We start from the raw sequence: 13,220 nt of genomic DNA, 5'->3' as shown, positions 1-13,220 counted from the left end.
CCTATTTTTTATCTACAAGATCTAATATTAAACTCCACACTCTTTTGCAGCTATTTCCATCCAAGTAATGATAGAAGTTCTTTTGAGCAGCTTCTCTAATAGCTATATATTCATCCTTTTTACTCGTATCTTTTATGTAACTTATTAAATTATCAATGCATTTTAATTTAGGACCAGGAGTATCTATATAGCTAGTAAAATCTATAGCAAGTCCTCGTTTTTCCTCATACTGCTCTATATCGTATGGCATAAAACAAATTGGCCTATCGAGTACTAAGTAATCCACATAAATTGAACTATAATCAGTAAGTAGCATGTCAGACACTGCCAGGATACTTTGAGTCGACATTTCTTCATCAAAATCCATTGTTAAAATGTTACTCATATTATCAAAAACTTTATCATCTATTAGCCTCTCTAAATAGTGAGGACGATAAATCATTTTCCAATTTTGCTGTCCCATAAACTCATCAAACTTTATCCAGTCCTCTTCAGTAAATGGGAAGGCTTTTTCTATTTCATAACCTCTCCAAGTTGGACAAAACAATAGAATTTTCATTCCGAAAGTATTATGTTTTGAGTCGAACTTTTCTCTACATCCAGAGATGTATTCTTTGTCAAACAACATATCATTTCTTGGTAATCCAAGTGGCATATAATTTGGAAGAGGACACTTATCAAGTTCTGTAGATCTTAAAAAATACGTGCTATCTCTTTCAGATAGTGTTACAACATTTTTTATTTTAGTTCTAATACCCTTATATATATCCATTGTTTTTTTAATATCAAGCTCACTATTTCCTGGAGTATTTTTAGTGCCATACCCATGACTCATAAAAACACCATTTTTAGTTTTTGAAAAAACGCTAGTTGTATAATCAGAAACAACAGCAGAATAATTTTTAAGCATTTGACTTGCTCTTATAATATAGTGTAAGATTTTAATGTTTTTATACTTATAAAAACTGCTATATTCCACTACAATGTCAGATCTATTTTTTTTTATGTTTTTTTCATAATAATTGAGTAAAGCTTTTATATTATCTTCAGTTTGAGATGTTAATAATATTCTCTTTTTCAAAGTTTTTCTCCCACCTTAATTATAACCTACGAAGCTATTTATCTTCTGCGAAGCTATTCCCCATAGGTGCTGTATTTAAATGTTACCAGTTTTGCTTTCTTTGTAGTGGTGATCTGCCACTGATGCAATTCCAAGGCAAAACCACATAATATATGTCGCTTGGAAATTTAAAAGTATAAATGATTGTATCAAACTTATAAATGCTGCTGACACAATAGGAAGTACGCAACAAATTCTGAATTGCATTGGAATATTTTTTAATTTAATTACTACATAATAACAAGCAGAAAATAAACCTGCAAGGTATAATATTAACCCTACTAGTCCCCATCCCATCCAAGTTTCAAGTATGAAATTATGGGCAGGTCGTGGCGCTTTGTTTGCATTGGCTATTTGTTCCTCCATAGGTGTTAATTCTTTTTTCGGTTCTATCTTTTCCGTAGATGTTTTCTCTTTTATAGGCGTTTGCTCCGCAATTGGTGTTTCTACTTGAGTTTTAGTGGGTATTTCCTTATATGCTACTGCAAATGTACCAGCTCCCAAAACAGGATTCTTCTTTATTGAAGTCCATGCTTTTGCCCAGAATATACCACGTATTTTATCACTAGCTTCAGTAGTTGCTACACTATCCTCTTCTGCATCTTCAGGTTTTGGTTGTGCAAGGCCTGGAATTCTAGTAACAATAACAGAAAATGATCTATATACATTACTTTTCGATTTCATAAAATTTAGTGATGTAGCAATTATTGTAACAACAATACATGCCATAGTAAATAATATAACTTTTTTAAGTGAACACCATTTAAATCCAAATACTAATAAAAAGGATACTGTAAGTACGCCCCCCATCATTACCCATCCTGAGCGACCCCCGGAAAGGAATGCAAAAACCATACTTATCCCCATATTTGTATATGCAATTGGCGCAATCCATGATGGTAATCTTTTTTCCTTGCTTTCTTTTATTGCCCATACTGTAAAAGAAATAAACATGATACATATATACATATATATATTGATATTATCTAAAAACTTCAATTTTCGAATATCTGAAAATCTAAAGCAATCGATTAATTCTCTTATATTTAATGCAGAATAAAGAACTATTATTCCACTTAAAAGATGGTTTACTTTTGGTTTGTATTCATCAATTAGAAAAAATATAGCTGAACCAAGTATTAATGATCTTATTGGCCATACCGTATCCTTGAATGGTAAATGTAGTATAATTCGCGCACCAAATAGTATAACGAAATATATACCAAATCCAAACAATATCCAAAATACTTTTTTTGATAATACAGGAAAATTATAATTACGCTTATATACCCCCCGATAAATAAACAGGTAAAGAAAAAATCCTATTGCGATTATTTCTGATAAGGCAATGCTTACAGATCCCATGGGAAATAATACTATAGTTCCTACTATTAATAGGCAGACAAGTTCGATAACCCAAAAACGTTTGTTAAATGATAAAAAAAAGCTCATACTTCCTTCTCCTTTATTACTTTAAGATAATGTTTTCTATTCTACCTACAAATGCTTTTCTATTATACTCAGCTAAACATTCATAATAATTTTTTTTAGAATATTTAATATAGTTTTCATTACATTTCTTCATAGCTTCACATATTGAATCTGGGTCCTTTTTATTGCATTCCGCTCCATTTTCTCCATCCTTAAATATATCTATTATCCCACCTTGAGTTGTGGTGATAATAGCGAGCCCATTCCCCATTGCCTCTAAAATGGAAATTGGTTGACCTTCATTTGGATAATATGTAGGAAGACAGAATACATGATTATCTTTAAGCAGAGCTGCTTTTTTTTCACCTTTAACAACCCCATGATATGTAACGTGCCCACCAAGTTCTTTACTCATTTCATTAACAGCATCAACTATTTCTGCTTCTATGTTACCTGCTAAATTTAAATGAAATTTGAAATTTTCTTTTTTAAGTTTTATGCAAGCCTTCAGTAAATCTAATATACCTTTGCTCTGCATTAGATTACTTAAATATAATATTTTTAATCCTTCTATATTACAATTATTATTCAGTTGTTGATTTTGTAATTTCTGCGCAAATTCTTTCTCTGTCAGCATATATTCGTCCTGAACACCATTCTCACAAACAAAAACTTTACTTTTTTCAAGTATTCCATCGAACATTGATCTTAGTGAATCACCTAGAACTATAACACCATCAGTTTTATTGAAATAAGATGTTAATGTTTTTTGCTTTTTTGCATCTACTGAGTCATACATAACTCGGACAAATCCACCATGAAACTCAATATAACATTTGGTTTTTTTAAAATTAGCCACGTTTATAAATGGAGTATACTTCAAAAATCCCAAATAACTTTGTGCAGGCGTAATATACACTACATCAAATTTTTGAAATAAAATCTTGTAGCATCCAATAGCTATTGGCCTAACACTATTTAATATTTTTTTAATACTAAATTTACCTTGCGCCTTTAAACTTGTAAAAGTTCTTTCTGCATTACTATCTATAAATTCAACTTCATGGCCATTTTCTAATAAGCCAGCTAAAAGCATTTGATTAGACACAGACATACCTGTTATAGGGTCTGGAAATGGTCCTATCATTAAAATTTTCTTCTTTTTTTCTGGACTCATTATTACTTCCTCCATATAAACTTGTTTATGGCACTTGTATACCCTTGAATAATATTAACAACCTTTATACCAATATTTATATCTGTATAATCATGAGCTTTCACAGTTTTTTCTCCTAATGATTTTTGCATAGTTATCATTTCTATAGCTTGAGTTATGCTATCAGAAGTTATTCCACCAAGTATTACTGAACCTTTGTCAATTGCTTCTGGTCTTTCAGTACTTGTTCTTATTGATACTCCTGGAAATTCCATAATGTTCGTTTCTTCCGCAAGTGATCCACTATCAGATAAAACGCAGAATGAATCTTTTTGAAGTTTATTGTAATCATAAAAACCGAATGGCTTTAATTGTTTTATATTTTTATGAAATACTATTCCTTTTTCTTCAATTCTTTTCCAGCTTCTTGGGTGTGTTGAATATATAACTGGCATATCATAAGTTTCTGCTATTGCATTTAACGCATCTGTTATACTCTTAAAGTTTTCTTCATTATCTATGTTTTCTTCTCGATGAGCACTTACCAAAATATATTTACCTTTTTCAAGGCCTAATGTTTCGAGCACGGTACTTTCATCAATTTTGTCCATATATCTATGGAAAACTTCTGGAAGTGGTGATCCAGTAACAAAAGTATATTCCTTCCTCATTCCTTCTGATAACAAATATCTTCTCGCATGCTCTGTATATGCCATATTAACATCACTTGTAACGTCAACTATTTTTCTGTTTATTTCTTCAGGTACATTTTGATCAAAACATCTGTTTCCTGCTTCCATATGGAATACAGGGATTTTTAATCTTTTAGCAGCAATAACACTAAGGCAACTGTTTGTATCCCCAAGTATTACTAATGCATCTGGTTTTTCCTTAACTAATATTTTATAACTCTCAGCTATTATGTTCCCCATAGTTTCTCCAAGATCACTTCCTACAACTCCTAAAAAGTAATTTGGTTCTCTAAGCTCTAGCTCTTTAAAGAAAACATCATTAAGTGTATAATCCCAATTTTGACCTGTATGTACAAGAATATGATCAAAATATCTGTCACAAGATTTTATAACTTCTGATAGTCTTATTATTTCAGGTCTTGTTCCTAGTATTGTCATTACTTTAAGTTTTTTCATAAGTTCTATACCTCCAAGTGAAATGTGTCTGGTTTTTTTGGATCAAAGCATTCATTAACCCACATTATTGTCACTAAATCGTTCTCACCAATATTTACAATAGAGTGAGTGTATCCTGTAGGAATATCTACTACTTCTAGTTTATCTGCATTAACTTTATATTCAATTATTTTATCTGTTCCTATTTTTCTAAATCTAATAACTCCTTCACCACTAACTACCATAAACTTTTCGTTTTTAGTATGATGCCAATGATCACCCTTTGTTATTCCAGGTTTGGATACATTTACCGATACTTGTCCATTTTCAGCTGTTCTAATAAATTCCGTAAAAGATCCTCTGTTATCTTTATTCATTTTTAGGTCATAAGAAAATTTATCCTCTGGTAAAAAGCTTAAGTAAGTACTATAAAGCTTTTTAGTAAGTTCATCACCCATATTTGGCACACTTAAGTCAGATCTGCTTTCCTTAAAACTTCTTATCTTTTGCGCAAGGTCCCCTAGTTTAATATTATGCACAATAGGTACATAACAATATTCGTCTTTTTTGCTTTCCATGTTTTCTAATGATCTAATAAATTCATCTAATACATCATCTATGTAACATAAATCTAAATCAGCATCTGCATTTGATATCTGTATTTCTATGCCTCTTGCAATATTATAACAGAAGGTAGCTACCACAGTATTATAATTAGGTCTACTCCATTTACCAAATAAATTTGGCAATCTATAAACCAGTACCTTTGCCCCAGTTTCTTTATTGTAAGCAAATAATAAATCTTCGCCTGCCTTTTTGCTGATGCCATAAGGATTCTCTTTTTCTGCTTGCACAGAAGATGTTATAAGCACCGGTGCTTTATTATTGTTTTTTTTAAGAAGATCAAGAAGCACTGATGTAAATCCAAAATTACCTTCCATAAATTCACTTTCATCTTTTGGGCGATTAACTCCAGCAAGATGAAAAACAAATTCACATTCTTTAGTGTATTTTTCAAGAAGTGATTCTTCAGTTCCTAAATCATATTCAAATATATCTGTATAACCTTTATTAATAAGTTCTGCTATAATGTTTTTTCCTACAAATCCTTTTGCGCCAGTAACAAGTATTTTCATATTTACCTCACATTTCATCTGTTTTATTTAAACAATTCCACAATACTAAGTATTAATACCTAATATTGTGGACTTCACTAATTTAAGAATTGGTTTTTAATTCTTCTTGTATATAATCAAGTTTAAGTAACTTTTCTTTTATCTGCTCTACATTAAGAATTCCAGTGTTTTGAGAGTTATATTCTTGCTCTGTGGATAGTTTTATATCGCCTTCAACAAAATATTTATCGTAGTTAAGATCTCTTTTATCTGCTGGAACTCTGAAAAATCCCCCCATGTCCTGAGCAACTACAAACTCTTCTTTTGTAAGAAGTGTTTCATATAGCTTTTCTCCATGACGAGTGCCTATAATTTTAACTTCATTTTTCGAATTGAATAATTCACCCACTGCTTGTGCTAAATCTCGTATTGTTGATGAATCAGATTTTTGAACCATTATGTCGCCTGCCTTGGCATTTTCGAATGCAAATATTACAAGTTCCACAGCCTCATCGAGGCTCATAAGGAACCTAGTCATATTAGGATCTGTTACAGTTAAACATTCTCCATTCTTTATCTGTTCAATAAATAGTGGAATTACTGATCCTCTTGATGCCATAACATTTCCATATCTAGTACCACAAATAAGTGTCCTATCCGGTGATACTGTTTTAGCTTTAGCCACAAATACTTTTTCCATCATAGCTTTTGAAATACCCATAGCATTTATTGGATATGCTGCTTTGTCAGTGGAAAGACATATTACTTTTTTGACGTTATACTCAATTGCTGCTGTAAGCACATTATCTGTTCCTATTACATTAGTTTTTACCGCTTCAAGAGGAAAAAACTCACAAGATGGAACTTGTTTTAAAGCAGCTGCGTGGAATATATAATCTACTCCATGCATAGCATTTTTTACAGAGGCTATGTCCCGTACATCACCTATGTAGAATTTAATTTTATCATTTTTATATAATTTTCTCATATCATCTTGTTTTTTTTCATCCCTTGAGAATATACGAATTTCTGCTATATCTGTATCAAGAAATCTTTTCATTACAGCGTTCCCAAAAGAACCTGTTCCTCCTGTAATTAATAATGTTTTACCTTTAAACATGGTATATCTCCTCCAATTTCAAATTATTATTTACTTGTTAAGCTAGTTATTATTTACTTGTTAAGCTAGTTATTATTTACTTGTTAACTAGTTATTATTTACTCGTTTAACAAGTTATTTTTTAATTGTATTTAAATATTATTGTTTAATTGTTCCACTACTAAATTTTTTACAAAATATTTATCTATTCTATTTAACAATTCTTGCTTGTTAAAATTATTTTCATAGTAATTTCTTGCATTTGCTCCGAGCTTTGTTAAAAGTTCTGGTGATTCATTAGCGAGCTCTATTATCATATCTGAGAGTATCTGCGCATCTCCAGCTGGGCCACAAACACCTGAATTTGATTCTTTGATTATTTTATCAGTCTCACCGTCGGCTGATGCAATAATTGGTATACCACAAGCCATGTATGACTGTAGTTTAGCCGGAATAGTCATTGAAAACAGTGGGCCACCTGTTAAGCACAAGAAAGCGACGTCACTTGCTGCCATAAACTTTGGAATCCGGGTTCCAGGTTGTTTTGGAATAAAATTAAACATGTCTTCCAACTCACCTTTATGTACAAGTTGCATTAATTCTTCTTTATATCGACCATCTCCGATAATGTTAAACCGGATTTTTTTATTTATATTTTTCTCTTTTATAAATGTTGCAGCTTTGGGCAATATATCTAACCCTTGTGCATTACCAATATTACCTGCAAAAGTTATATTAAATGCATCATCATTTGGAATTTCTTCAATGCACGCTTTCTCAAGCGGCACATAAAAATCTTCTGCATATTGCGGCCAGTACTCTATCTTATCTAGTGCAACGCCACGATTGTGTATTGACTTAACAAAACTATTTGATGTAGTGAAAATATGAGTACAGCCGGAATATATATGGTCAACCATCTTGCCTATAGCGCCAATTATCCTTTTGTTAGTTATACCTGTAATTATTTCAACATTTTCAGGCCAAAGATCTTGAACATACAAGTAACATGGTATCTTTCTTTTTTTAGCATACCATACACCAGGTAAAGCTTGTGTCATGGGTGATACTTCAAATATAAATACATAATCAGCTTTTATTTTTGTGAACATCTTCCAAAAGAATCCGGATACAACAAAGGACAAATAGTTTAAAGCAAGCATTACTGAGCTCTTCCCTCTGGGTATTAGTGGTATCCTAATTATCTCAATACCATTATACATTTCTTTTCGCTTCTTAAACAGTCCATACCCCTCATAATATTCACCTTTGGGATAATTAGGTATTCCAGTTATAACTGTTACTTTATATCCCCTTTTAACCCATTCTGTACAAATATCATTTATACGAAATTGTTCAGGGTAAAAATATTGCGCTATAACTAAAATGTGTTTTTTCATCTCATTATCCCCCTTCTTTAGTATTTCTATTTTTCCACAACTTATTTTTTTGTATCAACCGTTTCTGTTGTGGTAACCGTTTCTGTTACAATGATCGATGATTTCAAATCTCTAATTCTATAATTCTCTTTATAATCAGACATGCTCTTCTCATAAACCAAACTGCCAAACACCTTACTAAATGTTTGGATTTTCAAACCCATAAGACGTAATAAGGGGTTGAATATTTTAGTTAACCTAATTCGCGTGCCATGAGATTCTGCAATAAGCTTCACCATCTCTGAAGTCTTAACGTACTCACTATTTTGTGGAAAGAATAGTCCGCTCTCTTCATTTACAATCATCAATCTAATAAACTCACACAAATTATCTATATGAAGCATACTTCGCTTATTGTCAATATCAGGGAAAATAGGCAGCTTTTGAGCAAGTTTTGCTAATTTCGGGTAATTCCCTTTAGACCCTTTCCCATAAATCATAGGTGGTCTAAGAATAACAATTTTAAAATCATCACTCTCTAAAGGTTTTATTCCTTTTTCTGCTTGAATTTTACTGTCTCCATAAAAATTACTGGAAATTAGAGCAGTGTTTTTATCTATGATTCTTTCCCCGTTAACATTGCTACTATCGCCATAAACAATAATGCTACTCATAAAAATAAACTGCTTAACGCCAGCTTTCTTTGCTTTCTTAGCAGTCTCTACGGTAAGATCACGATTGACTTTATAATATAACTCTTCCATTTTAGGGTCTGATGAGACGTGCGCTATACCTGCAACGTGAAAGATTACATCATACTGCGTAAAATCTTTTTCTTTCCATGAATCGTCCTTCATATCCAATGTATCTGTAGAATATTCATCAGAATATTTCTCTAGCCACCTATCAATGGATGCACCAATATAGCTATTAGATCCTGTTATAAGTATTTTTTTCATCTCACCATCATCTCCTTCTTAGCAGAAAGCTTCATATGTCTCAGCTTACCAGTATCGCTAATAGTCTTAAGCTCTACTTTTTTTTTGCCCATCATCGCGGACACCCTCTGCTTTTAAAACTTTGGATACCGTTTTAAATAATATTTTCACATTAAGTGATAATGATTTATTGTTTAAATAATATACGTCATGTGCTGTTTTTTCAGAATCATCATTCTCATCTCGTCCATTAATTTGAGCCCATCCAGTAACTCCTGGAAGTAGTTTATGAACTCCTGCCTTTGTTCTCATTTCCTTAAGCTCAAGCTGATTATATAAAGCAGGTCTTGGTCCCACAAAAGTCATATCCCCAATAAGTGTATTAATTAATTGTGGAAGTTCATCAATACTAGTTTTTCTTAGGACTTTACCAATGCATGTTATATAACTTTTTGAATTATCAAGTTTATCAGTTGCTACATTAGGAGTTCCAATTTTCATTGTCCTAAACTTGTACAATTTGAATAATTCATTATTTTTGCCTATTCTCATCTGGGTAAAAAATATTGGCCCTTTTGAATTAAGCTTTATGATTATTCCTATAATTAAAAATAGCGGCGATAACAACACTATTATAAGTATACTAATTATAACATCCAGAAATCTCTCCATATTATGCCCCCTGTTTTTTTTAAAATTACCCTGATTTTTATTACTCTTCTACAGTGGTGTCTTCACCTTCTGCAGCACCTCTATTATATGTCGGAACTATTTCTTCTATTTTTGAAAGTAATAATGTTACATCATCTTTCTCTATAATAGAATTAAGCTCTCCCATTCTATCTTTCATAACATCCAAATCACTAAACGTTGGTTTACCAATAAAAATCTTTTCATGTTTAGTATTAATAAGTCCCTCTTCACTCATTAATAGTTCTTCATAAAGCTTTTCTCCTGGCCTAAGTCCTGTAATTTCTATTTTAATGTCTTTGTTTGGCTCAAATCCTGAAAGCCTTATTAAATCCCACGCTAAATCATATATCTTAACAGGTTGCCCCATATCAAGCACGAAAATTTCTCCGCCTTTTGCGTATGCTCCCGATTGAAGTACCAATTGTGCTGCTTCGGGTATTGTCATAAAGAACCTAGTTATATATTTATTAGTAAGTGTAACTGGACCACCATGAGCTATTTGGTTTTTAAATAGGGGTATAACGGACCCGTTACTTCCTAATACATTTCCAAACCTAACTGCCACAAAGTGTGTTTTACTTATTTTGTCCATAGATTGTATAATCATTTCACACATTCTCTTAGTAGCACCCATAACATTGGTTGGGTTTACCGCTTTATCTGTGGATATCATCACGAATTTTTCTACATTAAATTTATTCGCGCACTCTGCCATATTAAAGGTTCCAAACACATTGTTTTTTATAGCTTCCATAGGGCTTTCTTCCATTAGTGGAACATGTTTATGTGCCGCTGCATGGAAAACTATATTGGGTAAATACTTTTCAAATACATTCTCAAGTCTTTGTTTATCCCTAACGGATCCTATTAATACTATTAAATCTAATTTCGGATATTTATACTGAAGTTCCATTTGGAGATCATAAGCATTATTTTCATATATATCAAAAATAATTAATTTCTTAGGTTCAAATTTTATAATTTGACGACATAATTCAGAACCAATAGATCCACCGCCGCCTGTTACTAGTATGGTTTTATCGCGTATAAAACTTGCAATGCCTTCCATATCAAGATTTACTGCTTTACGACCCAGTAAGTCCTCAATCTCTACTTTTCTAATTTGACTTAAGGAAACTTTCCCGTCTATTATGTCATACATTCCTGGAATAATTTCTATCTTACAACTTGTTTTTTTGCATATTTCGAGTATTTGTTTTTTATCTTCATCTTTTATGGTGGGAATAGCTATAAGTATGGTTTCTATATCCTTTTCTTTTGCTATAATAGGTATGCTTTCTCTACTTCCAAGAACCTTCACTCCCATAATAGTGTTTCCTTTTTTGTAATCTTCATCATCAATTACAGCTACCGGTATATATTTACTCTGGTTACTGCTTTTCATTTCTTTTATAACCATAGCTGCAGCTGCTCCAGCACCAATTATCATTACTCTCTTGCGGTCACTTTTACTTACATTACAACTTACAATGCTTTCGAATCTACCGTAGATTCTAAAGGACATCCTAATACCAACTATAAATATAATGCTAAAAGCACAAGCTATTATGCTTACCCCATAGGCAAAGTTATGTCCAATAATTCTAATAAAAGCAATAGTTGCAATATTCCCAGTAAGACATCCACCAATAACAAGCATAAATTCATCTATACTTGCATAACTCCAAAGGCTGTCATAAAGCTTAAAGACAAAAAAGCAAGCTATGTAAATAATCGTCACAATTAACGCTATCTCTTTAAAGTCACTTGAATAGAACTTGAAATTTTTATAATTATATCTAAAAAATATAGATAATATATATGCTAAGTTTATTAGCACTGCATCACTTAGTATTAATATTGGTTTTTTCCATTTTCCTAGAGTTTTCATATAATGCACCTCTTTATTTTATATATAATAAAATATGATTGTTTTTTAAATGTTATCAAAAAATGTATTAATTACAATTTAATACACTTTTCTTCAGTTTCACTGCAGTATTAAGTATACCATAATACCTTTAAATAAGTGTTAATATTTTATGAAACTTGAAATTTCACAATTCAAAGCTATTTTTTAGATATTATATGCTCTCCATTATATCATTATATCATTAAATACTAGCCAATTTCATATAATAACTCTAGTTAAATTATCTCCTATGGAGCTACTTATCTCCTATGGAGCTATTCATTATCTCCCATGGAGCTAATTATCTCCTATGGACCTGAAATGTCGTTAATACTTTTTACACCTAGGTTTTTGTTTACCATCTCGCTCGAAGGCTAACAAAGCATTAACCTCCCCCCCTAGTAGTATTATTATGGAAATTATATAAAGCCAAAGCATAAGCACTATTACTGCTCCTATTCCACCATACAGACCAGAATAGTTATTAAAATTATTAACATAATACGCAAAACCTAATGAAGATATTAACCATCCTAAAGTACTAACAATAGCTCCAGGTATTACCTCTATCCATGTTAATCTTCTACAAGGAGTATAATGGTATAATGCTGCAAATGTAACTGCCATCCCACCTAAGGATACTAGGTATCTTATAATATCCCAATCTAATATAAACTTACTAGATAAATCTAAACGCGTCGCAATAACCCCACCTATCATTTGTCCAAAAACTACTAGGGCTACTCCCACAATAATAGCTATTACAAGTCCTAGCATAAATAATATAGATATAGCTAAAGTTTTCCAAAAAGGTCTTGTCTCTTCCTCATCATAGGCTTTATTTAATCCCTTTATTATAGCTCTAAAACCACTGGATCCCGACCACATTATGCCTATTATACTTATGGATAGTAAATTCACATTTCTTGAATCCAGCACCTCTATAACTGTAGTGTAAATTAAATCAAAAGCACTCTTGGGCATTATTTGATGTAGATATATCAGCACATCTTTACTTTCTAGATTACTATAACTTAACATGCTGATTAGTAGCAATAAAAAAGGAAAAAAAGACAACAATAAATCATAAGCCAGTTGAGCTGCCAACGCAGTAATATCGTCATCTATAACTCTACATACAAGTTGTTTTAAATTATTTAACATATAGTAACCACCTTTTCGGTACAATTTATATACTGTTTTCAGTTCAACTGCAAAACACGCAGGAGAAATGCAATGCTTCCGCATTT

Annotated in this window: 11 protein-coding genes; all 11 read right to left on the bottom strand. The window is 31.8% G+C overall.

From position 1 onward, the window contains the following. Position 1: 1 nt before the first annotated feature. Positions 2–1,081 (bottom strand): CDP-glycerol glycerophosphotransferase family protein, encoded by a 1,080-nt coding sequence (locus ACWJJT_RS13300; protein WP_462955029.1) that lies wholly within the window; start codon positions 1,079–1,081, stop codon positions 2–4. Between the two features lie 75 nt (positions 1,082–1,156). Continuing rightward, positions 1,157–2,572: an O-antigen ligase family protein gene (locus tag ACWJJT_RS13295; RefSeq protein WP_462955028.1), complete on the bottom strand. Its 1,416-nt coding sequence runs from the start codon at positions 2,570–2,572 to the stop codon at positions 1,157–1,159. 16 nt (positions 2,573–2,588) lie between these two features. After that, entirely contained in the window at positions 2,589–3,728 is a 1,140-nt protein-coding gene (locus tag ACWJJT_RS13290) for a glycosyltransferase family 4 protein (protein WP_462955027.1), read from the bottom strand. Positions 3,729–3,730: 2 nt separating this feature from the next. Further along, positions 3,731–4,855, bottom strand: coding sequence for a non-hydrolyzing UDP-N-acetylglucosamine 2-epimerase (wecB, locus tag ACWJJT_RS13285; RefSeq protein ID WP_462955026.1), 1,125 nt, complete (start codon positions 4,853–4,855; stop codon positions 3,731–3,733). Positions 4,856–4,860: 5 nt separating this feature from the next. Beyond that, on the bottom strand, positions 4,861–5,970 hold the full coding sequence (locus ACWJJT_RS13280) for a capsular polysaccharide biosynthesis protein CapF (protein WP_462955025.1): 1,110 nt from the start codon (positions 5,968–5,970) through the stop codon (positions 4,861–4,863). A gap of 82 nt (positions 5,971–6,052) precedes the next feature. Further along, positions 6,053–7,069, bottom strand: coding sequence for a polysaccharide biosynthesis protein (locus tag ACWJJT_RS13275; protein ID WP_462955024.1), 1,017 nt, complete (start codon positions 7,067–7,069; stop codon positions 6,053–6,055). A gap of 131 nt (positions 7,070–7,200) precedes the next feature. Continuing rightward, positions 7,201–8,448 carry a glycosyltransferase family 4 protein gene (locus ACWJJT_RS13270; protein WP_462955023.1) on the bottom strand — a complete coding sequence of 416 codons (1,248 nt, stop codon included), beginning with the start codon at positions 8,446–8,448 and terminating at the stop codon, positions 7,201–7,203. A gap of 41 nt (positions 8,449–8,489) precedes the next feature. Then, positions 8,490–9,386 carry an NAD-dependent epimerase/dehydratase family protein gene (locus ACWJJT_RS13265; RefSeq protein ID WP_462955022.1) on the bottom strand — a complete coding sequence of 299 codons (897 nt, stop codon included), beginning with the start codon at positions 9,384–9,386 and terminating at the stop codon, positions 8,490–8,492. A gap of 66 nt (positions 9,387–9,452) precedes the next feature. After that, positions 9,453–10,037, bottom strand: a complete 585-nt coding sequence (locus ACWJJT_RS13260) for a sugar transferase (protein WP_462955021.1) — start codon at positions 10,035–10,037, stop codon at positions 9,453–9,455. Positions 10,038–10,077: 40 nt separating this feature from the next. After that, on the bottom strand, positions 10,078–11,949 hold the full coding sequence (locus ACWJJT_RS13255) for a polysaccharide biosynthesis protein (RefSeq protein ID WP_462955020.1): 1,872 nt from the start codon (positions 11,947–11,949) through the stop codon (positions 10,078–10,080). A gap of 348 nt (positions 11,950–12,297) precedes the next feature. After that, positions 12,298–13,134 carry a YihY/virulence factor BrkB family protein gene (locus tag ACWJJT_RS13250; RefSeq protein ID WP_462955019.1) on the bottom strand — a complete coding sequence of 279 codons (837 nt, stop codon included), beginning with the start codon at positions 13,132–13,134 and terminating at the stop codon, positions 12,298–12,300. Between the last annotated feature and the right edge of the window lie 86 nt (positions 13,135–13,220).

It is taken from the genome of Clostridium sp. CM041 (assembly GCF_055081035.1).
Note: the sequence above shows the minus strand (reverse complement) of the source record. Positions and strands in the feature narration are given on the sequence as shown.

What these genes read in the sequence shown, in the direction of transcription:
- wecB (WP_462955026.1), bottom strand. Translation starts at nt 4,855, where the DNA reads ATGAAAAAACTTAAAGTAATGACAATACTAGGAACAAGACCTGAAATA.
- ACWJJT_RS13295 (WP_462955028.1), bottom strand. Translation starts at nt 2,572, where the DNA reads ATGAGCTTTTTTTTATCATTTAACAAACGTTTTTGGGTTATCGAACTT.
- ACWJJT_RS13255 (WP_462955020.1), bottom strand. Translation starts at nt 11,949, where the DNA reads ATGAAAACTCTAGGAAAATGGAAAAAACCAATATTAATACTAAGTGAT.
- ACWJJT_RS13290 (WP_462955027.1), bottom strand. Translation starts at nt 3,728, where the DNA reads ATGAGTCCAGAAAAAAAGAAGAAAATTTTAATGATAGGACCATTTCCA.
- ACWJJT_RS13280 (WP_462955025.1), bottom strand. Translation starts at nt 5,970, where the DNA reads ATGAAAATACTTGTTACTGGCGCAAAAGGATTTGTAGGAAAAAACATT.
- ACWJJT_RS13260 (WP_462955021.1), bottom strand. Translation starts at nt 10,037, where the DNA reads ATGGAGAGATTTCTGGATGTTATAATTAGTATACTTATAATAGTGTTG.
- ACWJJT_RS13275 (WP_462955024.1), bottom strand. Translation starts at nt 7,069, where the DNA reads ATGTTTAAAGGTAAAACATTATTAATTACAGGAGGAACAGGTTCTTTT.
- ACWJJT_RS13250 (WP_462955019.1), bottom strand. Translation starts at nt 13,134, where the DNA reads ATGTTAAATAATTTAAAACAACTTGTATGTAGAGTTATAGATGACGAT.
- ACWJJT_RS13265 (WP_462955022.1), bottom strand. Translation starts at nt 9,386, where the DNA reads ATGAAAAAAATACTTATAACAGGATCTAATAGCTATATTGGTGCATCC.
- ACWJJT_RS13270 (WP_462955023.1), bottom strand. Translation starts at nt 8,448, where the DNA reads ATGAAAAAACACATTTTAGTTATAGCGCAATATTTTTACCCTGAACAA.